Genomic DNA, 22609 nt, shown 5'->3' on the forward strand with positions numbered 1-22609 from the left:
GATAATTCATCATTGATTCGTGAAACATTTTGTGAAACAAGAAAATTCGGGTGGTGACAGGCACTGTATGAGGGGTAGTTCGTTTGTTGCGCATATGAAGGCTGGTTGGATTTTGTTGAGGATGGTTGCGGTTGTGGCATCTAGCTTCACGACTATTATTTCTACTGTTTTACCGTTGTATTTGTATTATTCGATCCCTGCTAATACGTTATATTCGATTTTAGGGCTGCTGCTGTTCGCTGCTTTTATTGTTCATGGATTGCTTACTCATTTATTAAATGATTGGGCAGATCATAGGTCTGGAACGGATTTACATAGTCCTGGTATCTTATCAGGTGGGAGTGGAGTGATTCAATCAGGTCTTTTAGATGAGGAGTCATTATGGCAACTCGGAAAGCAGTTACTTACCATTCTTAGTACTAGGAGTAGTTGGATTTCTTTTATTAGGTTTTGAAAAGCTTGCTGTGCTTCTATTGATTGGATTATGGGGAGCGGTCTCTTATTCCTTGCCACCCTTCCAATTTAGTTATCGACCTTTTACCGGCGAATGGATATCCACCTTTCCTTCTGTATTCGCACTGGGAATAGCTGGAGCATGGTTAGCTTTAGATTCTATACCGGAGTGGGTAATTCAAAATGCACTCATAAACGCTTTATTCTGCATTGCTTGGATTATGGTTCATCATATACCAGATCGGTACGCAGACCAGCAAGCTACCCCCGTTAAAAAGACAAGTGTCGTTTGGTTTATGCAAAAATTCGGTCCAAAATACTCCCGTCTACCTGCTATAATTTCTTTTGGAATAACGGCTTTATGTTCGATTTGGTTAGGAATAGACCGCTTATGGGCCATGATAGGTGTATTCTTTTTTGTAGGGATTTCTATACTTTTAGTGGTGATGATGAATGTAGAGGACGATGAGCAAGTTTCTGCTCATGAAAAAGTGATTTTGTTAATGGCAATGATTAATGGGATTTGGTTAGGAGTTTTTATATGAACTTCAATTCGAAATGCTATTAAAAATCACTATTGAAAAGTCCAATTCCACAAGAAATTGGACTCTTCAATACCTTACCTTTTTTATTCATGACCAAGTATTTGGTGAGGAACATACGGCTCTTCTAAATACAATACCTCTTCCGGTGTTAAGGTTATGGAAAGAGAAGCTACTGCACTATCAAGATGAGATAGTTTCGTTGCCCCAACGATAGGAGCGGTAACAGAATCTTTCTGTAGCAACCAAGCAAGTGCAATTTGAACACGTGGAACACCATGCTTCTCTGCCAGTTCAGCTACACGTTCTACGATTTCTCGATCATTATCTGCCGTAGCATCATAGATGGCTTTTTGAATCTGATCCGTTTCTGATCGCTGCGTGGTTTCTGACCAATCACGTGTTAATCTTCCCGATGCAAGGGGACTAAATGGTGTAACGGCAATTTTTTCTTCCTTACACAGTGGAAGCATCTCCCTCTCTTCCTCCCGATATAAAAGGTTTAGATGGTTCTGCATGGATACGAATTTTGTCCAGCCGTTTTTCTCCGCAACATGATTTGCCTTTAGAAATTGCCATGCATACATCGCAGAAGCACCAATGTATCTTGCTTTTCCGGATTTTACTACATCATGTAAAGCTTCCATTGTTTCTTCAATTGGAGTGCTATAATCCCAACGATGAATAATATAAAGGTCCACATAATCCGTTCCTAGTCGTTCCAGACTTTTATCAATTTCGCTCATAATGGCCTTTCGAGAAAGCCCAGCACCATTTGGGCCTTCGTGCATTCGATAATACACCTTAGTTGCGAGTACGACTTCGTCTCGATTTGCAAAATCCTTTAAAGCGCGACCTACAATTTCTTCATTTGCTCCGTACGAATACATATTGGCTGTATCAAAAAAATTAATCCCTAACTCTAGTGCTTTTTTAATAATGGGACGACTATGTTCTTCATCTAGCACCCATTTATGATGAAACCGCTCTGGTGCTCCAAACCCCATCGTTCCTAAGCAAAGCCGTGATACATCTAAACCGGTATTTCCAAGCTTTACATACTCCATGTTTGATTCCACCTTCTAATGGATTTATTGTAGTCATCATCCATATTAAATGACTCTCCTTCCCCATTCAAATCACTTGTCTTCTGTCTAATTAATGACTTTACGTTGGAATAGGAACGAGTTCATTTAGCATCAAAATTAAGCAGATAAAATATCACATGTTCCGAATACTCCCTCAAAGTATAACAACTTGACTTAACTATTTATGTGAATAAACCCATAATAAACAACATAAAATTAAGCCTATACTAAGGAAAAAAAGCGATAAACATACCGATATCTTCCTTTTCTGTAAAAATAACCTTTTATATTTCTTTGATCTTTAGTATAATGACGGAGAACAAAATATAAATAACTAGGGGAGCCCAATAAGCTTGGGCTGAGAAGGAAACGCGTTAAAGTTTCCTGACTCTTTGGACCTGATCTGGATCATACCAGCGTGGGGAAGTTAAAAAGATTTTAGGATATACATAAACTTCTACATATAAAGCCGGGTCCTTCCATATATGGATCCGGCTTTTTTATGTATTTCTACGATTTTATCCACTTAATATGTTCTAGATCTTGTCCCTTCATTATTTTAAAAAAGGGAGAGATTATTGTTATGCCAGCATCCTCATTAAATGAACAAAACATTTCCATTATGTCTAGCTTTTCAGGTAGTAAAAAAGTATATGTGGAAGGCTCCACACCAGACATTAAAGTACCAATGCGTGAAATTGAATTGAGTCCGACTACAGGTACGTTTGGCGAAGAAGAGAATTTACCAGTTCGTGTTTATGATACTAGCGGTCCTTACACAGATAGTAATTATTCAGTCGATATTGCAAAAGGACTTCCAGCTCTTAGAAGTAGATGGATTCAGCAAAGAGAAGATGTAGAGGAATATGAAGGGCGAGCGCTGAAACCGGAAGATAACGGTTTTAAGGATGAGAACGACCCTCGTACAAACCATAAAGTATTTCCCGGCTTAAGCAGAAAACCGTTACGTGCCAAAGAGGGCCAAAATGTGACACAACTCCACTATGCTAAGAAAGGAATCATTACTCCAGAAATGGAGTTTATTGCAATAAGAGAAAATGTGACACCAGAGTTTGTTCGTGATGAGGTAGCACGTGGTCGGGCAATAATTCCTTCTAATATTAATCATCCGGAAACAGAACCGATGATTATTGGCCGCAATTTCCACGTAAAAATTAACGCAAACATCGGGAATTCAGCTGTCTCCTCTTCCATTGAAGAAGAAGTTGAAAAAATGACCTGGGCAACACGATGGGGTGCCGATACTATTATGGATCTCTCAACAGGTAAAAATATTCATACAACACGTGAATGGATTATTCGAAATGCAGCTGTCCCAGTAGGCACTGTTCCTATATATCAAGCTCTTGAAAAAGTAAATGGAGTTGCTGAACATTTAACATGGGATATTTATCGGGATACGTTAATAGAACAAGCTGAGCAGGGTGTGGACTACTTCACCATTCACGCAGGAGTTCTTTTACGGTATGTACCATTAACAGCGAAACGATTAACCGGTATTGTATCCAGAGGTGGATCTATCATGGCTCAATGGTGTCTCTATCACCATAAAGAAAGCTTTCTATATACCCATTTTGAAGAAATATGTGAAATTATGAAAACCTATGATGTTGCATTTTCTCTAGGAGATGGGTTACGTCCTGGATCCATTGCAGATGCAAATGATGAAGCACAGTTTGCAGAATTAGAGACGCTTGGAGAACTAACTAAGATTGCTTGGGAACACGACGTGCAAGTGATGGTAGAAGGCCCCGGTCATGTCCCTATGCACCTAATTAAAGAAAATATGGATAAACAACTTGAGGTGTGCCAAGAAGCACCTTTTTATACACTAGGTCCACTGACCACTGATATAGCTCCCGGTTATGATCACATTACGTCGGCAATTGGGGCTGCCATGATTGGTTGGTACGGTACGGCTATGCTTTGTTATGTTACACCGAAAGAACACTTAGGGTTACCAAACCGAGATGATGTGCGAGAAGGTGTGATTACCTATAAAATTGCCGCCCATGCTGCCGATTTAGCAAAAGGACATCCTGGAGCACACAAAAGAGATGATGCCTTATCAAAAGCCCGCTTCGAATTCCGTTGGCGAGATCAATTTAACTTATCGTTAGATCCGGAGCGTGCATTAGAATATCATGATGAAACACTACCTGCAGAAGGAGCGAAAACAGCACACTTTTGTTCTATGTGTGGACCTAAGTTTTGCAGTATGAGAATATCTCAAGATATACGGAATTATGCTAAAGAGAACAAGCTCGACACAAAAGAAGCGATTGAGAAAGGGATGAAAGAAAAAGCGAACGAATTTAAAGAATCAGGAAGTAAGTTATACCAATAGTATTAATTGGAGGTTATACGATGAATATCCATGAAATTGAAGAGGAAATGAATTCATTAAAATCTCGCCTATCGTATTTAGAGAATTGTATAAACCGTATACAGCAAAATTGTAATCACCATTTTAAAGGGAATCAACTCTATGAAGTATGTAGCAAATGTAAAAAAGTAAATGTACTCTATTATTAGTATTGTTCCTTTCTGAAAATAAATTTGTATGTAACCCTATTATGAGGGAGAGGGATTTAAACCCTCTCCTTTTTCATAATCCGGTTAGAATAGATTTTCAGCATTTAAATACCCATGTCCTTGAACATTAGGTGGTTGTCCCATGTCTTCACATGCTTGAATGAGTTGCTGTTTTACTTGATCTGGAGATAGAGTTGGTTGTTTTTGGAGGAGTTGTGCAACGACACCTGCGCATATTGGTGTGGCCATTGAAGTTCCTGATAAGGACATATAATTCGTATCCACACGGAACTGTGGATTTGTTTTATCAATATACGACCTAGGAGAGCGTAGGGAAATAATATTTACACCTGGAGTTAGCAGGTCCGGTTTAGTTAATCCATCAATTGTTGGTCCTCGACTTGAAAAATCAGCCACTACATCGTCCGAACGATCAACCGTATTATTATCATTTGTTGCCCCTACCGTAATGACCTTTTGACTTATTCCAGGACTTGCAATGGTTTCTGGTGATGGACCTGAGTTACCAGCAGCTACGCAAACGACTATTCCGTTATCCCAAGCCTTGTTTACTGCTTTCACTACTGGGTCGTCTTCGGCAGATTGTGTGGCATCAGAACCTAGTGATAACGAAAGGACATTAATATTAAAAGAAGATTTATTTTGAATACACCATTCCACACCTGATATGACGGTGGAAAGCGATCCCGACCCCATTTTATCAAGTACTTTAACCCCTATAAGGTTAGCCTCCGGTGCTGGAGCTTGATACTTTCCATTAGATGAAAGACCATTTCCTGCTGCGTCTCCTGCGCAATGAGTACCATGACCATTATCATCATAGGCTTCTGTTCGGTTATTAATAAAATCCTTAAAGGCTATGATTCTTCCTTGTAAATCACGGTGTGGATATATTCCTGTATCAACTATTGCAATATTTACATCCTTCCCTGTCAAACCAGATTGCTTTAACTGATCGGAATGGATGGATGGAGATGCTACATCAAGTAATGTCGTCACTTTTCTATCGTAATGAATTTTTTTAATATTGGAGGAGTTTCTTAGTAAATGCTCAATCTTTTCTACGGATACCTTAGTAGAACAACAAGAAATGGAAGGAAACTCTGACCGTGTTTTACATCTCACACTTTTCATATCACCAAGTCCAAAGTCGAACGTCCCATCCTCGAACTCTATTATTACTGGTAGCCGCTTTGTTTTTTTCCTTAAACGTTCGAATGGCCGGTGTAAAAAACATGGAACTCTCCGAAATGGTTGATAGAATCGAACGAGCTCTTGACGGATGTCCCGATCAACCTTATCTCCCATTTCACGAACAAGCTGAATTACCGAGTAACCAAACATAAACTCTCATTCCTTTCTTGAAATTTCGTACAAGATATCTTACGAAACTTTCAGAAAAGTGAATGATGAATACGTTCAGAATCTAGTAAAAAGGGCAAGATACTATAAAATCATTCTATTACTCCTAGAATTCGATTTAGGTTATCAATGGCAGCTGTAATCATTCTTCCATACAAATCTAAGATGGATTGACCATAGTTGGTTCCCGGTACAGCCCATTTTCCATTTAACTCCGTCCATGTTGACGCTGATCCCCTCTGAACTAAGTCAAAGCGTGGATCAACAAGATCGTATTTCCCTGGTAACGAGTTCGTAGATGCATAAGCATATAAATGTTGTATATGAGCAAGAACACCTTCTTCCGGTGTAGCGAAGCTTGCTCCAGGATTATCAGGTCCTGTTGCACCTAGCCCGCAGAAGTTGTTTTGACTTGAATGGACAATACCAGTAAACCGAAGAAAATCCGTCTCATGCATAGCCTGAGCAAACGCAATATCCCCGCGAATTCCATAATACGTTCCCAATGCATGATAATATTGAGCAATTTCTATTGCTTGGGGATTTATTGTTTTTACATACTCGTTCATCTGTACTGGTGATAGGAAAGTCTGACCCAGTATCGAATAGCCAGAAGTCTGAACTTGGTTTGTATTGCTGTTTTCGGTAATGATATAGGCATCTTGAATCCCTGCATGCTGCACCTCTACTAAACGTTTCTCTGCGTTTTCTCGAATTGAAAAGGCACCAGCTTGGACTCTATACCATGTCTCGCCAGAAATCACAACCGTGTTTACAATGGATTCTATTCCTTTGGATTCCAAGAGTGTGGAACGAGAATCGGCATTGTCTTTCGACTTGAAAGCGCCAGCAATTACTTTATACACTACTCCTACATTCTCATCTGGTTTTCTCTTAAGGGAAAATGCCTTTTCTAAACCATTAACATGTCCTTGGGCAACTCTTTGACGCCATGATGGATCCTTCATTAGCGCAGCATCATGGCTATTGTCAATGAACCCATTCTCTGTTAATAGTGCAGGCATTACGGTTTCCCTTAACACATGAAAATTTGCCTGTTTTTGTCCTCGGTCTTGGAGTTGATTGACTTGTGTCACTTCCGAGTGAATGATATCTTGATAGCCTGCTGTAGGAGAAGAACTAGATAAGTTACTATGAATATAGTCTTCATATCCTTGAGCAGTTCCATTGAATGCATTACAATGAATGGATAAAAAATAGTCGGCTCCCCAGCTATTTGCTTGGTCAGTTCGTTGACTTAAACTTACTGTCGAGTCATTCGTACGACTCATATTCACTTGCACATTTTCATAGTCATTTAGTAATATGGAACGAATCCTCAAAGCAATATCTAACACAATGTCTTTCTCTTGTATTCCGTTCCCTAAAGCACCTGGATCTGAACCTCCATGACCCGGATCTAAATAAAGTTTCATTCAACTTCCTCCATTCTATTAAATCATTACTTACCTTAATATAGTATGGATTTTCCGATGCATGGATTAGATAAAAGTAATGAAAGTTACTTCTTTTGGCTAGTACCCTATTAGAAAAATAGAATCGCCTCGCCCTAATAGAGCAATATCTTAATAATACGCATTGATAAAAAGGCGGAAGGGCTCTTTTACCTCTATCAAATACTGGTTTTTGTACTAATAAAGAGTCACTAAAATCATGATTTCCTATAAAAAACCTTAAAAGTCAGAGTCAAACATCCGACTTTTAAGGTTTAGTACCACTATGCACTTAATTGTTTAAGTATTTTACAAATGGTAATTCATTTAAGGCTTTATATACCTATATTCCACCTCATCCTTTGCCTCGTCATAATCTACATACAAATTATAGTCATCAAAAAACCATACGTCTGTCTCATTCACAAAAAAAGTAATACCATCAGAAACCGTATGAGCGGCCGCTTCCTTCGAATCACTATCTATTGTAAAAGCAAGTCCATACCCTTCTCGAATGGGACTTGTTCCATATATTTGTGTAAAAAACCGTACTTTATCCCCATTTTCTAAACCAACTTCCTCTTGAAACCAACGTAAAGCTTTTTCACTGACCTCTATTTTCATCTAAAAACCCTCCTTTTACATGCCACAAAATTATTTGATACTACTAGCTATAAACATAGAGGCATCTTGTTTCATAAAAATACGCTCTCCATGATGGAATGTCTTAATCTCCGTACCTTTAAAACCAACTTCGGATAATCTTTCTTTCAGTTCTTCATGGGAAAAACCATTATGCACTTTCGGGTGATTGATTTTATCGTTTTTATCAAAATCTACAATGATTAGCTTTCCATCTTCATGTAAGATGTTAAACAATTCCTGTAAAATCTGCTTCGTATCTGGAATGTGAAGAAGGACTAAGGACATGAACACGATATCTGCTTTAAGTTCAGGAGTTTCTTGAGTAAAATCTGAATAACGTACGGCTGCATTAGTAATTCCGTTGTTCTCAATTTTCGCTTTCGCAACCTCCAGCATTTGTTTTGAGGAATCCACCAACACAATAGAATCTACTAAATCTATCAGTTTTAAACTAACCAAACCAGTACCGCTCCCATAATCGATAAGAGATTTTGATTTACTGTTTTGTAATTCTGACCTTACTTCATCCACTATAACTTTAGCTAATTTTTTTCTTTCTTCGGTATCGTATTTTTGGGCCATTTGTTCAAAAACATTATGTTCCATATGTACCCTCCCATTTATTTGAATGGATGAATCGAAACGATTACGTATAAACGTTTCTCCCTTTATCTTATAGGACTCCTTCTCTCACACCAAGCTTTCTGCTTACATTTCAATTTTGCTTTTACGCCCAACCTATTAGCAATGCTGAAACTTTTCATGACTTTCTTCCGTATATAAAGAAGGAGAGGAGTCGAACTTATGAAAAAATGGACGATAGTATTGGCATTAGTTTTTTCTATTTTATTATTCATACCTACTAAAGTATTAGCTGTTGATTATACAATCGAACATACAAAGATTGATGCTTTCCTACAAGAAAACGGAGACGTTCAAGTGAAGGAACAACACACCTACCAATTTGACGGAGATTTTAATGGCATCACTCGTACGCTAATCCCTAAAGAACATAGTCTCATTGAAAACGTTCAGGCATTTGAAAATAACCAATCATTAAAAATAAAGCAAGAGGAAAACCTTTATAAAATTTATCGTGGTGGATCTGACGAAACAATCACCATCGATCTTTCTTATACAATTGACAACGGAATGGAAATATATACAGATTTAGGACAGTTTTATTGGCCATTTTTCGATAGCAGTAATGAATCTACGTATGAAAATATGGACATTTATATTCATCCACCCCAATCAACTGACGACGTACTTGCAATTGGGTACGATGAAGCAGAAGGCACAGTTCAATCGACAAAGGATGGCATGGTTCACTTTGCCCTAGGAGAAGTGGAAAGCGAGGAAAACGGAGACATTAGAGTCGCCTATGATGCAACCTTATTTCCAAGCGCCACCGTTATCGAAGGGAAAACAATTCGGGATGATATAACAGCAGAGATTGAGGCCTATGAGAAAAAAATGGCCGCGTACGAGAATAGGCAAGACTTTCTAAGAGGGTTTGCACCTTATGTGGTTGGAGCGTTCGCTGTTTCTTTATTGATTTTACTTATTACAGCTTGGAGAAAAAGACGAGCGATATTATGGGAGGTAGCGCGTAACTCTATACAACATTCTCGTCTACCAAACCAAGAAATGAGTTTACCAGCGACTATACTTTATATGAAAAGTATGGCTGCAAATGGAGACTTGCTTTCAGCAGCATTACTAGATTTAGTCCGGAAAGGATTGGTGGAACGAAAAAATGAGCGTGAATTTGTAGTAGTGAACCATTCCACCGATTATCACCACGAAGAACTGTTCATTCAATGGCTTTTTTATAAGATCGGGAAAGACGGAAGGTTCTCACTTGATACCCTTGAAACGTACACAAAGGATAAAAAAAATCACCAATCCTATCATGATCATTTCTCGAAATGGTATAAAGCAATAAAAGCGGAAATAAAAGAGCACTCATTGGTAGATCAGAAAGTCACCTTACGTTGGACCGTAGCTTTAGGGAGTTTACTGCTTATTGCATTCACCATTCTCTTTGGTGTACACGACTTATTCATGTGGATGTTCTTTTCGATATTGCTAAGTGGTTTCTTATTCATCTTTGCTTTGATATATCAGCCTCGAACATTAAAAGGAGCTAGAATCAAATATTATTGGGATCAGTTCAGTTCTCATTACCATAACATGGACACGAAGCAATGGAATGAATGGATGACGGATGAACAAATGCAAGCAGTCATTTATGCCATTGGTACAAACAATAAGGGGATGCTGAAGAAAAATGAAACACTATTGCACAATATTCCTACTGCAAACGACGGGTTTCATTCTACTTCAAACAACGACATTATTTTTCTAATGTTAATCGCGAGCACCATTTCAAGCAACTTCCAGGAAGCCGATAATACAGTGTCAGCGGCAACCGGAGGAAGTTCTGTTTCCGGTGGAGGTGCCGGCGTTGGAGGTGGCGGAGGCGGCTCTGGCGCATTTTAGATGGGATTGAAGAAGCTCTTCACTCAATGTTTGAACGTGAAAATACTACTTTAATAATAAAGGAACGAGGAATAATAATTCCTACGTTCCTTTTTTTTGCACGTTGAAAAGACTAACTTGGAATATACCGTTCAAAATTATAGTAAGAGTATAGTCTATACCCAATCGGTACGATAGCTAATAGGGATAGCCATTTTAAAGAACCTTCCGCAATCACTATCCAGCCAATAGCTATAATGATTGCAAGAAAAAATAGTACATTACCAGAAAAACCATTCAATGGTTGGTTGTCTAAAAAAAGTGTTTTAATACCTTTTAAGTCCTTCGTATAACAATCTTCATGATACGGAATAACCTCAAATAATAATGTTGAGGTTACCAAATCATCTCTTACCTTAATTTCTTTTAAACACTTATCGCAATAGATAGTCTTTGACATTAGTCTCTCCCCTTTATTTACTCCTATAATGTTAGATGACTCACCCTGTTAGGATTGTAATCTTGCAACCATTTTTCAGACTCATTGATCATCCATTCCCCCATTTCATTTAAAAACTCAAGAATAACAGTCGTATCCATGGTCGGATTAATCGCATAATGAACGGCTTTTTTCATGTTAAGCTCCTGCTCTGGATAATGTTTAGAAAATAATCTATATGCCGGGTATAAGTCTCTTGTGTATTTGTTTTCTTTCTCTATTACAAGTGCTAGCCCTGCCCGGACAATGATTTTCATAATCCATCCACAACAATCCAGAATATCTTCCTTGTCTTCATTCCCTTCAAGATCATCCTTTGCTTGTTGAATTTGTTTTTTCAAGTTCACAAGATGATCGTTACCAACTGTTTTATCCGCTTTATAATCAGGTAATTGTAAACTTACATTTTCTCCATACACACAAACGCTATGAGTTTTAATCATAAATGGTATGATAGAAAAATGACTGGTTTCTAATATATCTTTCAAGCAATAGAAACTAAACTCCACTCCATTTACATCCGGATACTTTATGTTTAATTCTCGTTCCGTTTTATCTACCCATGTTAATTCCATTCTACTTATCTTTTTATTTGTGATTGCAATTGTATCTAAGTCTGATACACCCTTTATGCCTAATCCGCGGGGTATTGACCCCCTAATATAGACACTATGTAAATCAGAGCCTAAATGCTTTCGGTAACCTTCTATCACATCTTCTACTAGATTATAGAATTCCGTTTTAATATTCTTTTTGCTGGAGTCGTTTATTAGGAAACCATTCGTATCCGTTGAACAAAAACGACCAATATTTTTAATATGAGGCAACGTATCTCTCCTTTTGGCTTTCCATTACTACAATTTTGTATGTCTAACCAGAAAATGCAGTAGAAAATCGCCATTTTTCGTTCTGATGGGGAGTGAACTCTAGAATACATTTCGAACCCAAATGAACCAACTTGATCATATTCGGAATTGCTTATCCATTCATACAACTCGTCATAAGCAGTACCAGCGCGATCAATATCTCCATTGTATTCTAAAACGGCATAGGTCCCTTTTTAACCTTTTTACATACAATGAAATCTTGATTCTTAAGTAGTCCGAATTCTATATTTCTCCTCGTTAGAATAAAGAATTCAACAAAAATGCGCCAATCCCTTCATGGATTGACGCGCTGATTCTAGCTTAATAGATTTTCCTAGCTTATTTTTTTATATTCAACAACATTTGTACGTTTTCCCTTAAACTGTGTCGTAACCAATACACCACAAATTACTAGAAAAGAACCGAATACTTTCATTAAACTTAATGTCTCACCTAACCAGAAATAAGACCCTATCATGGTTACGACAGGCAAAAAGTTCAAGAATAAGGAAGCTTTTGCTGGAGTAAGTAATTCAACGGCACGGTTATAAAACACTAATGCGATGAAGGATGGAAATATCCCTAGATACATGAAGGAAACGAGATGATTAGGAAAACTAAATGTAGGAATTCCTAACATAAACCATTCTATTAGAACAATAGGACATAATAGAATCACCGAAATCCCAGTCATAACGAAAAGGGAAGCAAAGGAAGGAAATAAATGCATGTACTTTTTTACGTAAATAGAATAAATCGCCCAGGACAAAATAGCTCCGATCATGATACCATCCCCAATATTCCAGTCTATCGAAGCTAATTCAGTAATCCTTCCGTTCATTACGACCCATATAGCTCCTATAAAAGACACTATAATCCCAATCCATTGACTTCCATTCAGTCTTTCTTTTAAAAAAGTAATGCTTAAGATGACCGTCATAACTGGAATAACCGTTTCTAATACAGATACGTTTGTAGCCGTCGTAAATTGCAATGCACCATAAATAAATGTATTAAAAAACGTGACTCCAGTAACAGTCATAATAAATAAAGGGCCTTTATGCTCCAAAAATGAAAAGCGATACCTCCATGCAGATTTAGCCGCTATAGGAATCAAAATAACAAAAGCGATGATTAATCGAATACACGCAATTGTAAAAGGAGGCAAGTCACTTATCATCTTACCAACAAGTATGTTTCCTGCGTAAAAAATAACGACAAAAACCATTAATAGATATGGGTAAATACGAAGACCTCCTTTATATTTTCAATCCAATTTTTAGTCACTGGTTAGCATGTTAACATGTATCCGATTCATATGAAATGTATTTTACTTTCGTCCATTCCATTATAAAGAGGAAAAAACAAAAAAGGGGATGCCCAATTATTCGGACATCCTTCTAACAAGTTTCTCTAAAATCAGATTACTAAATAAACAAACCTAATAACGCTTTTGTTTATTTCTAGAAGAATCTGCCTTCTCTCTCCCCGTTTCCCTTACCGTTGTTCCTTGCCCTTTTGTTTCAGATGAACCTAAACCATTTACTGCTGGATTCGATTTTCTTTTTGGCATTGTTTTCACCTCCAAGCTTAGTATTCCTAAGACATAAATTGTTATGTTATTTCATCTTTTTTGAAAAATGGATAAACATTATTGTTCTAAATCAAAGACTCATATAATTTCTCAGTAGGTCCATAAAAGAAGGGAAGTGCCTGTTTATGTAGAAACTATACATGTAAAGGAGTGATTAAAATGGTAGAAACAACTGAAATGGAGAAGAAAATTATTGAACTTGATGAACTTAAATTAGTTGGCTTTCGAGTATTATGTCCTGGTGATCAATACATAACAGAAATTCCAAAAGCCTCACAAAAGCTTAGCGAACGTATCAAGGAAATTAAACAGGTGGTAAATCCCTCACTGCAATATGGAGCCTTTGTAGTAGAAAATCAAACGGCTGAAGATGATGGGTATTGGGTTTCTGTTCAAGTGGAGGAAGTATGAAGATATTCCCACTGACATGGTAACATTGACAGTCCCCTCGCAAAGATATGCTGTACTAAGGCATAAAGGTGCCAATCATCGAATTATGAATTCATATGAAGAATTACATAAATGGATGGAGCAAAACAACTGCTTAAGACTAAAAGAAAAATGGCATATAGAAAAGTATTACCGTTGGAATGATATCGAACATTTAGATATGGACTTGTTAGATACGATTCAATAAACATTATTTTTTCGTATTTATCAACTAAGATGAATCTTTATTCGTTGGAGTGATCCAGTTTAAGTAAGAGAACATTTCATATATATATAACATTATTATCCTGCTGTTGTTATTGTCATTTAACGCATTGGCCTTATTTGGGGCTGGAATGAGTGAAGGTGGGATTGGCTCCTAGATGTGGTTTGTTACTGAGGTTTCATTTCTGTCTTGGGTAATCTTATATATTATTCAATTTGTATTCCCCAGAAGCTTGGCGAATCTCTTCGTTCCTCAAAATGGCCCTATTTTTATTTTTTTTGGAAACAGGTCTTGGTAGGAAAGTCGGTCTAATGATAATGTAACAATCTGGCGTGTTGTTCCATCTACTAAAAATTTCAACTAAAAGATGCATTAGTTGAACATATCCATCAGCAAACAAACAGGAACCGCTGAAATGAACATCCAACCGTTCCTGTTCTGTTATTTATTACGCTAAACAAACATAGTGAGGTTTAGCTTGTTTTTACTTGGAAACAAGCCTAATATCTTCCTTACAAAGTACTAGCTTCAACATTCATCCGCTCAAAACTCTCAAGCAATTCTCGAACATCATCCGTCGATTCTGTATCCATCAATTGATTTCTTAATTCACTTGCCCCTCTGAACCCACGGACATAAATCTTAAAAAATCGACGTAACGGTTTAAAAGGACGGGGTTCAAATTCCGTTGAGTATTTATCAAAGAGATCAAGATGCAACCTTAGCAGGTCCAGTAATTCCTTACTACTATGTTCTTTTGCTTCTGTTTCGAAGGCGAATGGGTTGGTGAAAATTCCACGTCCAATCATAACCCCATCCACACCGTATTTCTCAACAAGCTCCATACCTGTTTGACGATCTGGAATATCACCATTAATCGTCAACAGTGTATCAGGTGCTACTTCATCACGAAGCTTCTTAATCTCCGGAATCAATTCCCAATGAGCATCCACGTTGCTCATTTCTTTTCTTGTACGAAGATGAATAGAAAGGTTTACAATGTCTTGTTGAAACAGGTGTGTTAACCAGTCCTTCCATTCATCTAGCTCAGAATAACCAAGTCTTGTCTTTACGCTTACAGGTAGTCCTCCTGCTTTTGCAGCTTGTATAAGCTCTGCTGCAACGTCCGGACGGCGGATAAGACCGCTTCCCTTCCCCTTCGGTGCGACATTATTCACAGGACAGCCCATATTGATATCCACACCACGGAACCCTTCTTTCGCCATTCCAATACTCATTTGTCTAAAGTACTCTGGCTTGTCTCCCCAAATGTGCGCCACTATCGGTTGTTCATCTTCTGTATAAGTCAAACGGCCGCGAACACTTTGCATTCCATTTGGATGACAATAGCTTTCCGTATTTGTAAACTCTGTAAAAAACACATCCGGCCTAGCAGCTTCACTCACTACATGTCGGAACACAACATCTGTTACATCCTCCATTGGTGCTAATATAAAAAACGGTCGTGGTAATTCACGCCAAAAATTATCTTTCATCATTTAAACCCTCTCATTATCGGGTCACCAGAAAATCTGATGTAACCCCAAAATAAAAAGCAAAGTTAGCTTTGCCCTCTTACACTTATACCATGCTTCAGTACTTTTTATCAAACTAAAGAAATTTTCGACTATTTGTCTATTGGTGAAACAAAAAAAAGAGATTGTACGTCCTATAAATAGAGGAGGGATTTCTATGAGTAAATTTTTACTTACCGCCATACCTATATGTACATTTTTATCAGGAAGCATTAGCGTGCAACAACCTCATCTCGAAGAGCTTTGAAATATTACCAGGAACAGAAGAACGTTATATAGAAGTTCAAGAATCCGAAACGATGTCGAAAGTGCGGGCTCCATTACTGTCAGCGAATATAAAATTAAAAGCTGAAGAACCTTTATCCATCATCTGTAGGTAAATAAAGCTAACATACTTCTTCTCCGGCTTCTGAGGTTGAGAATATATAGATAAAAAGAGTGTAGTGAACGGTTTTATGAAACAAAACTACTCTTTCAATCGTATGAAATGAATAAGAATCCATACATAACATTAAAGGAGTAGATTTTATTGTTCTTCATAAAGAAAAAATCAACCTACCTTCTACTTGTTGTTTTAGGGTTTGTATTCTTTTTAGTAGGCTGCCAGCAAGAAGAGAAAGTTTTCAACGAGGCTGTAACTATAGACAATTTTGATAGCATCATTCTCGGGGATCCAGAGAACGGGGAAAGTGGTACTACGTACAAGGAAGTAATAAGTCTGTTCGATGGAAAAAAACAAGTAACTACACGGAGCATAAAGAAGATGGAAAGACCCTAATTGAAGCAGAGTGGGCATACGATGTATTAGAGAAGAAATTTGTATCGATAACCTTTGTAGATAATAAAGCTGTTTCTAAGAATCAAGTGGGATTGGAATAATGAACCTTGAAGGAGTAATAACAAAAAAATTGGAGGCTTGGCCAGGCGGTCAAGCCTCTTTTAGGTACCATCTTTATCTCTTTCCTTATTCATTGACCATGTGATGCCACCGACTGCTTGTTGCATCTTTTTTAATAAATCGGTTTATTCTGGGCAACCAGATTACAGAAGAACGAGTAGTGCCCCATGAATGGAGGGCACATCGACAACTTGCTTCTCAGCTGAGCCCTAGTTTGTGGAGAACGCAAAAAAAGCCCAGCACCTGATCAATCTGTCATCCTCTTAGTCTTACATGGCTTAACTTATGGTTCATTACTATACCCTTAATACTCAATATGAATTCAAATATAATAAGTGAAAGAATCAACCATACACCTATTTGGATAACAAACGATTGGATTTGTGATAGTAAGCCTGTTCCGAAGTAACTTCTAAATGTAAATGTATAAAACATACCAAACGTAAATAAACGGCTCCATTGTGTCACATCATATATAAAAATACCCTTTGATAGCCCAAATCGTTTAACCCGCTTAATAAGCCTAAATATCTCAACTAATTCCACAATGAGAAAAATAGTGGCGGAGACTACCCATATTAGCGTAATAATGGATTCCTGAACAACATTTGTAAAAATACAAGCAAGTCCGGTTATCGATACAGCGCCATGCAAAATACAGTTCGTATTTTTCCATTCCTCTTCAATATTTATATTCTTAAAGTTTTGTAAATACCGCTTTAGAATGAATGCTACACATACAAAATAAAACCCGATTCCCGTCAATACTAAGGAGATACTTATATAAAGTATCATATCCCCTTTATAAATTGTATTTAATAGTAATACGAGGGATTGTGTACTAACCGTAGTCAACAGTAAAATTCCATGAACCTTGTTCGTAAATTTCAACCTGCATATGTCTCTAAGTGCGAATATACTTATCACCATGTAGGTAATCCATAATATACTATTTATGATGGTAATGTATGTGACCAGTGAAATCCATCCCGGGAAGTTTCTATATATTAATATGCTACAAATTGAAGTGGCGGCTATCCAGGTTCCAATACCAAATCGATTAATAGGATTTTCATAATGGATACTTCTGAACTGATTACTTTGAATGGACAGAATCAAGGAAAATAAGAAAGCAATCCACAAAGAAATATTGAAAATACTTAATAGTTTACCAAAACCACTAATATACTCTGAACCGAAGTAATTAGTCACAACCCCCTGTGTAATGATTCCAATTGCCATAACTGCAGCCATAGTAGAGGTAATTATATAAATTCCTCTAAACCAAAAAAATGCAATCAAGAGTACACATAAAAAGATTAATAATACAAAAAAGAGCAATCCAAATCACCTATGCGCAAATTATTTAATGGGTTTTAATTTTACCATCAAAAGTAATTTCCACCTAATAAAAAGTAAGCAAAGGGTAGGATTACTCTTAAGTAACTGTTTTGGGAAGAACTACTTGGCTAACGTCACGATTTCCGATTAAGGCTTATTTTTTGTTTATCAGCTCCTCAACAACCTTTTCCATAAACTTCTCCTCTTCTTTATTAAAAGCACTAGGAAATAAATAAGGATTAGGATCCTTATAAGAATCATCATTATTATCGTACTGTTCCTTTGTTTCATCACCTAAGAGCTGCTTCTTCGTTTCATCATTTAAAAGCGGTACAACTTTAGACTTCATAATCTCCACCATGGCTTCGGTATGTTTGAGTACTTCAGGATCATTAGGCGCTTTTCCTTCTTGTATGAAGCGCTTCATTTTACTAGTCCACGTGGGCATTTCCTTATCCATTTCAAGTTGTGCCGTGTATGAATGTAGCTTATTATACACCGAATCACCCGCATGCTTCTTTATCCAGTTGCTTCGTGCTTCTTCATTTTTCAAGGCATGGATAAGTATAAGTAATGAATCAGAATCGACGTCCTCTGGTCCTGCAATGTTTTTTTGAAGCTGGGCAATGGATTTATCGTTATACACCCGATGTCCATGTTCTGTGTATTCTGAGCTGTATCTGATCATAATGAGGCAATGTTCGTTCCGTAATTCCTGTTAGCTTTGCAAATTCTCCAATAGAGTATTTTTTCTCCATTGTCATTTGTCCTCACTCCCTTTCCTTTTGAACTATATCACTTGACGTTACGTCAATAGCAAGATTTGGGTGATATGAGCCTAAATCGGAGTAATATAAAAAGACGCATTCTTTTGAAGAAAAGCGCCCAATTGTGGTAGATACAATATCCCCAACTACTTTTAGTTTTATTTAATCAAGTTCATACGTAACCTTATCGCCCTATTTTTCCATTAATATTGAATAGTTTTGATAAGCTTTATAATAACTTCCACCTGAAAAAACAACCATAAGGGCAGGTAACAACTTCAAAAGGACAAATGGAGTTTCAAATAAAAGTGCTTTCCAAAATAACGCACCTTGCATACTCCAAAGAGCCTCATGGTATAATGCCGAATCACTGTATAGCATAAATGAATAAGCCAAACACAGCGTACCCAACCAAAAGGAATATTTCATTAGTCTTTTATAATAATTAGCGTAGGATTGGCGATCTGAAAAAATTTCATTTTGACCATCATCTTCTTTTTGCCAATACCGTATTCCACTTAGCCATGGTCCCTTTATATAATTCCAGCCAAAATCTTCGTATAATCCTTTGTATTCCACAAACTTTTTCTTAGGTAAATAATCTTGATAATCAAGTCGCATCACATATCTCTTATCCGTTTTTTCAAATGTATATATTCCTAATCCACTAATATTTGTACAACGATGTCCTTTTTGTAACTGCTCGTTTAGCCACTGTTGTTCTTTTTCAATATTAAAAAACACTTTAAACCTCTTCATTAGATTCACTTCCTTCATACAAGGATAAAATATGCAAAAGTCTTTCTCGTTCCATTTTTAAAACGGCACTTCCTTCATTGGTTATCAAATACATTTTTCTTCGCCCCGAATTTCCAACAGATTCAATCCATCCATGTTTAGTCAAGTTTTCAATTGCACCGTATAAGGTACCAGCTGCTAAAATCACGGTACCATTACTCATTTTTTCTATCTTCTGCATGACGGCATATCCGTGAAGCGGCTCACGTAGAGCCAATAAAATATAATGCATGGTTTCAGACAACGGCAATAATTTATGTTTCATACACTCACCCACTATTAAGTTCAACTATATATTTCAACTGTATAAAAACTATAATACAGTTCAACTGAATAGTCAATGTCATTTCAAATAAAAAAAGTGGGAAATGAGTGAGTAAGGCCAGCAAAAAGGTAGCCAGCTTACACTTTTCTTATTCTGCAGATTTCGTTGAGACGTGCTCACTTAACAGTAAAAATCAGCCTTATCACAATAAGGAGGAAAATTATAAAGACTAAAGAATACGAAATTGGAAGCACCTAAGAAGGTCTTGTCTCTTTATTTAAATACCGGCCTAAGTCAATCCAATCAACAAGATGGAGAAATTAGACTGAAAAACAGGTTCAAAAAATTAGAGGAATACATTGAATCCTTACAAAAAGCTGTTGAAACAGAAATTTATAATAATGAACGTGATTTTTCAAGAAGCATGATGATCTTTGCTACGGACGATCAAGAGGTATGGTTTGCGGAAAAATTGTCCCATACAACATACTGAACTGGAAGGATCACGAAATATTATCAAAAGTGTTAGATGCTGAAACTAATGTTGGACAAGCAGTCCAAGCGGAGGGAAGTAGAATTACACGGTCGTTCCTAAACTCAATAAATGGAGCTTTTAATGTACCCTATAATAGTAACTATTCATTAGAAACGGTCACTTTTTAAAGTGATCGTTTTTTGTATTTGACTTCTATCACGGAGTATCTTCCATAATTTTGGAAATCAACATAACAACAATTCGTTATTTTTTGGTATGATAACTAGTGAATCATTGTAAGGAGGATTACCGATGACGAAACGTAAGGTATTCTTTATTATTGCAACGTTAACTATTACATTGATAGGTTGTTCCCAGGTGGAAGAGGGAACTTTTATACAAGGGAATATAGAAAATATTAACGAAAAAAGTGGAGATATGGAAATTGAAATTGAAGCATGGACTACAGTTAGCGAGTCAGCATATTCTACAAATTCCTTTGATTTTGCAAAAAAGCCAACATCACAAACGATTCAAGTCTCAAATCCAGAAGATTATCAGGAAGGACAAAAAATAGAGGTTAAAGTTATTAAAAACTATGAGGAGGATGTCTGGGATATAGATCGATTGAAATTTGAGGTAAAAGAACTAAATTAGATAAGTAAAAAATTATTTTCCCTCAGATAGAATCCTGAATTTTTTAAGGAGAGATAATAATGAATAATAAGTCAAACAAAAGTTCATATTCCTATAGCAAAAACTTATCTCAGTCCATATTTTTCCTGTCATTAATGCTTATTTTTAGTATTTTTAGACATATAAATACCGATTACACCGGCTCTACAATGTCCCCTTTTTTTAAATACGGAGACACAATCGTCCTTATTGTAGCAATCCTTATATCAATCATTATTCTATTCATACAGAAAAACAAGCGCTAAAAGAATTCGCTCATCTATTACTGATTCAAAGATTCATTGGTGGAAAGTGTTCTCAAAAACCTTTAGATTCCATAAAAAAATGCCATCATAATGATGGCATTTTCAGCTTTTATCAGAGTTACTTTATTGAAGTACTTTTAGAACCCTGTTCATCACTGTCTTATCTTTTTGCGTAACTTTCTTCGGTTTATTTGGAGGTATGGCTTGTAACTCATCCTGTTTATTTTCTACTTTAATAATCTGTAAATAAAAAGGAGGAGTTTCACGGTCACCTTCCAAATACCCTCTTAAAAACTTAAATTTTTTAACGGTCCCTGCCATTTTCCCTTTGTAATCCCATTGTATTCCATGCTTATACCGCTTATCCATGTTTTCCTTAAGTGCCAACGCCTCTGAAACTGCTTCCTCTGGAGTATTGAAAAATGAATTCTTTCTTTTAAGCCCCTTCATTTTAATTCCATCTCCAGCTCTAGCTTGGTATAAATATGCTGTCAATATGGTCATCCTTCCTGTGATTGTCTCACACCCTCTGCCGGCGAGCCGATACACCAGAAGACCAAAGGGTTTTTTTCCCTTACTATTCATAGTATAACCTTTTTTGCCAGTTTATACCACCATAAGGGTTATAAAACTCATCTGACTAGAAATTAGAAGTCAACGGGGGAGTTAGTTACATTAAACCAACAAAAAAAGATCATCTAAAGAAGATGATCTTAAGTACATGTCCGACAACTTCATAATCCATTTATAACCGATAGGAAGTAGTTAAAAAGATTAATTGTACTTCCTTTATTAGTCCTGATTAAACCATAACGGATCTTTGTCATCCACATCGCCATTGTAATTAATTAGAATCTCGTCTCCTGCTTCTATATTTGTGTACGCATAGAATTCAAATGTATGATTTTCAAAATTAATTATATAATTTGCATTCGGCTCATAAGAATGATTAAACAGCATTCCATAACCAAGAAGAATAGCAGAATGATTTATCCCGTACTCAAAAGCGTAATCAGCGAGTATGGTTTGCTCGATATATTGATGCTGATCGTTTGGATAGGCAATGACTGGGGCTGCATGTAAAAGCTCTCCCTTTTGGATATCCCGTGTAGCAAATACCCCTCTATTGAATTCTCCATCACTAAGTTCAGATGTTTTTACCTCAATCATGTTGTTCACCTACCTTTTATAATTTTTCTAACGGTGATATTAAGTTTAACATATGGAGCATATTTTATTTTAAAAAGAGACTTTCCTCCCCAGTTAGCATTCGGATATAAACTAAAAAAAGCCACCTGATTAAAGGTGACTTTTTTGTCTTTGATTCATTCTACTTACATTATACTACTAATTTCAAGTGATTTATAGAC

Annotated in this window: 27 protein-coding genes and 1 riboswitch; of the genes, 9 read left to right on the top strand and 18 right to left on the bottom strand. The window is 36.8% G+C overall.

The window, feature by feature from the left end; translation table 11 throughout:
• The first annotated feature begins 67 nt into the window (after positions 1-67).
• Both FN924_RS19390 and FN924_RS13795 read left to right on the top strand, forming a co-directional pair.
• Positions 68-454: a UbiA prenyltransferase family protein gene (locus tag FN924_RS19390; protein ID WP_228409453.1), complete on the top strand. Its 387-nt coding sequence runs from the start codon at positions 68-70 to the stop codon at positions 452-454.
• The gene (locus FN924_RS13795; protein WP_228409454.1) at positions 369-998 is read left to right on the top strand and encodes a UbiA prenyltransferase family protein; all 630 of its coding nucleotides are present in this window, start codon (positions 369-371) and stop codon (positions 996-998) included. The genes FN924_RS19390 and FN924_RS13795 overlap by 86 nt, the downstream gene beginning before the upstream one ends.
• Before the next feature lie 83 nt (positions 999-1081).
• Here the strand turns inward: FN924_RS13795 and FN924_RS13800 are convergent, their stop codons facing one another.
• Positions 1082-2062, bottom strand: a complete 981-nt coding sequence (locus FN924_RS13800) for an aldo/keto reductase (RefSeq protein ID WP_143895430.1) — start codon at positions 2060-2062, stop codon at positions 1082-1084.
• A 347-nt stretch (positions 2063-2409) separates the two neighbouring features.
• Positions 2410-2525, top strand: a riboswitch (TPP riboswitch).
• A 141-nt stretch (positions 2526-2666) separates the two neighbouring features.
• Between FN924_RS13800 and thiC the strand changes: the two genes are divergently transcribed.
• A complete protein-coding gene (thiC, locus tag FN924_RS13805) occupies positions 2667-4451 on the top strand; it encodes a phosphomethylpyrimidine synthase ThiC (RefSeq protein ID WP_143895431.1) in 1785 nt (594 codons plus the stop codon).
• A 272-nt stretch (positions 4452-4723) separates the two neighbouring features.
• On the opposite strand, the gene FN924_RS13815 is transcribed toward thiC, so the two are convergent.
• The 4 genes from FN924_RS13815 to FN924_RS13830 form a co-directional block, all read right to left on the bottom strand.
• On the bottom strand, positions 4724-6004 hold the full coding sequence (locus FN924_RS13815; protein ID WP_143895435.1) for a S8 family peptidase: 1281 nt from the start codon (positions 6002-6004) through the stop codon (positions 4724-4726).
• A gap of 110 nt (positions 6005-6114) precedes the next feature.
• Positions 6115-7458: an N-acetylmuramoyl-L-alanine amidase gene (locus FN924_RS13820; RefSeq protein ID WP_143895437.1), complete on the bottom strand. Its 1344-nt coding sequence runs from the start codon at positions 7456-7458 to the stop codon at positions 6115-6117.
• 345 nt (positions 7459-7803) lie between these two features.
• Positions 7804-8100: a HesB/YadR/YfhF family protein gene (locus tag FN924_RS13825; RefSeq protein ID WP_143895439.1), complete on the bottom strand. Its 297-nt coding sequence runs from the start codon at positions 8098-8100 to the stop codon at positions 7804-7806.
• Between the two features lie 30 nt (positions 8101-8130).
• Positions 8131-8727, bottom strand: coding sequence for a class I SAM-dependent methyltransferase (locus FN924_RS13830; RefSeq protein WP_143895441.1), 597 nt, complete (start codon positions 8725-8727; stop codon positions 8131-8133).
• A 198-nt stretch (positions 8728-8925) separates the two neighbouring features.
• Here FN924_RS13830 and FN924_RS13835 point away from each other — a divergent pair, with 198 nt between their 5' ends.
• A complete protein-coding gene (locus FN924_RS13835) occupies positions 8926-10626 on the top strand; it encodes a DUF2207 domain-containing protein (protein WP_143895444.1) in 1701 nt (566 codons plus the stop codon).
• 112 nt (positions 10627-10738) lie between these two features.
• Here the strand turns inward: FN924_RS13835 and FN924_RS13840 are convergent, their stop codons facing one another.
• The 5 genes from FN924_RS13840 to FN924_RS13855 form a co-directional block, all read right to left on the bottom strand.
• Entirely contained in the window at positions 10739-11065 is a 327-nt protein-coding gene (locus FN924_RS13840; protein ID WP_143895446.1) for a hypothetical protein, read from the bottom strand.
• Between the two features lie 23 nt (positions 11066-11088).
• Positions 11089-11931, bottom strand: coding sequence for a nucleotidyltransferase (locus tag FN924_RS13845; protein ID WP_143895448.1), 843 nt, complete (start codon positions 11929-11931; stop codon positions 11089-11091).
• On the bottom strand, positions 11874-12128 hold the full coding sequence (locus FN924_RS19750) for a hypothetical protein (protein ID WP_407692020.1): 255 nt from the start codon (positions 12126-12128) through the stop codon (positions 11874-11876). The genes FN924_RS13845 and FN924_RS19750 overlap by 58 nt, the downstream gene beginning before the upstream one ends.
• Before the next feature lie 176 nt (positions 12129-12304).
• On the bottom strand, positions 12305-13198 hold the full coding sequence (locus tag FN924_RS13850) for a DMT family transporter (RefSeq protein ID WP_143895450.1): 894 nt from the start codon (positions 13196-13198) through the stop codon (positions 12305-12307).
• Positions 13199-13411: 213 nt separating this feature from the next.
• A complete protein-coding gene (locus tag FN924_RS13855; protein ID WP_143895451.1) occupies positions 13412-13543 on the bottom strand; it encodes a YuzL family protein in 132 nt (43 codons plus the stop codon).
• A 180-nt stretch (positions 13544-13723) separates the two neighbouring features.
• On the opposite strand from FN924_RS13855, the gene FN924_RS19755 reads away from it, so the two are divergent.
• Both FN924_RS19755 and FN924_RS19760 read left to right on the top strand, forming a co-directional pair.
• Entirely contained in the window at positions 13724-13975 is a 252-nt protein-coding gene (locus FN924_RS19755; RefSeq protein ID WP_323368613.1) for a hypothetical protein, read from the top strand.
• A 16-nt stretch (positions 13976-13991) separates the two neighbouring features.
• Entirely contained in the window at positions 13992-14201 is a 210-nt protein-coding gene (locus FN924_RS19760) for a GyrI-like domain-containing protein (RefSeq protein WP_323368614.1), read from the top strand.
• Positions 14202-14731: 530 nt separating this feature from the next.
• Here the strand turns inward: FN924_RS19760 and FN924_RS13865 are convergent.
• On the bottom strand, positions 14732-15715 hold the full coding sequence (locus tag FN924_RS13865) for a tRNA dihydrouridine synthase (RefSeq protein ID WP_143895453.1): 984 nt from the start codon (positions 15713-15715) through the stop codon (positions 14732-14734).
• 568 nt (positions 15716-16283) lie between these two features.
• Here FN924_RS13865 and FN924_RS13870 point away from each other — a divergent pair.
• Positions 16284-16532 (top strand): hypothetical protein, encoded by a 249-nt coding sequence (locus tag FN924_RS13870; protein ID WP_143895455.1) that lies wholly within the window; start codon positions 16284-16286, stop codon positions 16530-16532.
• A 375-nt stretch (positions 16533-16907) separates the two neighbouring features.
• Here FN924_RS13870 and FN924_RS13875 read toward each other — a convergent pair whose 3' ends face one another.
• The 5 genes from FN924_RS13875 to FN924_RS13895 all read right to left on the bottom strand — a co-directional run bounded on the left by FN924_RS13875 (position 16908) and on the right by FN924_RS13895 (position 19823).
• Positions 16908-17993: a TDT family transporter gene (locus FN924_RS13875; protein WP_228409455.1), complete on the bottom strand. Its 1086-nt coding sequence runs from the start codon at positions 17991-17993 to the stop codon at positions 16908-16910.
• Between the two features lie 154 nt (positions 17994-18147).
• Positions 18148-18639: a hypothetical protein gene (locus FN924_RS13880; protein ID WP_143895459.1), complete on the bottom strand. Its 492-nt coding sequence runs from the start codon at positions 18637-18639 to the stop codon at positions 18148-18150.
• Positions 18632-18757 carry a MerR family DNA-binding transcriptional regulator gene (locus FN924_RS13885; RefSeq protein ID WP_143895461.1) on the bottom strand — a complete coding sequence of 42 codons (126 nt, stop codon included), beginning with the start codon at positions 18755-18757 and terminating at the stop codon, positions 18632-18634. Before FN924_RS13885 ends, FN924_RS13880 begins: the two co-directional genes overlap by 8 nt.
• 195 nt (positions 18758-18952) lie before the next feature.
• Entirely contained in the window at positions 18953-19519 is a 567-nt protein-coding gene (locus FN924_RS13890) for a DUF2812 domain-containing protein (RefSeq protein ID WP_143895463.1), read from the bottom strand.
• Positions 19506-19823: a PadR family transcriptional regulator gene (locus tag FN924_RS13895; protein ID WP_143895465.1), complete on the bottom strand. Its 318-nt coding sequence runs from the start codon at positions 19821-19823 to the stop codon at positions 19506-19508. The genes FN924_RS13890 and FN924_RS13895 overlap by 14 nt, the downstream gene beginning before the upstream one ends.
• A 265-nt stretch (positions 19824-20088) precedes the next feature.
• Between FN924_RS13895 and FN924_RS13900 the strand changes: the two genes are divergently transcribed.
• A complete protein-coding gene (locus tag FN924_RS13900; protein ID WP_228409456.1) occupies positions 20089-20316 on the top strand; it encodes a hypothetical protein in 228 nt (75 codons plus the stop codon).
• Between the two features lie 294 nt (positions 20317-20610).
• On the top strand, positions 20611-20955 hold the full coding sequence (locus FN924_RS13905; protein WP_143895470.1) for a hypothetical protein: 345 nt from the start codon (positions 20611-20613) through the stop codon (positions 20953-20955).
• Positions 20956-21362: 407 nt separating this feature from the next.
• Here the strand turns inward: FN924_RS13905 and FN924_RS13910 are convergent, their stop codons facing one another.
• Together FN924_RS13910 and FN924_RS13915 are read right to left on the bottom strand one after the other, a co-directional pair.
• Entirely contained in the window at positions 21363-21734 is a 372-nt protein-coding gene (locus FN924_RS13910; protein WP_143895472.1) for a hypothetical protein, read from the bottom strand.
• A gap of 297 nt (positions 21735-22031) precedes the next feature.
• Entirely contained in the window at positions 22032-22409 is a 378-nt protein-coding gene (locus tag FN924_RS13915; RefSeq protein WP_143895474.1) for an SET domain-containing protein, read from the bottom strand.
• Between the last annotated feature and the right edge of the window lie 200 nt (positions 22410-22609).

It is taken from the genome of Radiobacillus deserti, from assembly GCF_007301515.1.
In the GTDB taxonomy this organism is placed as follows: domain Bacteria; phylum Bacillota; class Bacilli; order Bacillales; family Amphibacillaceae; genus Radiobacillus; species Radiobacillus deserti.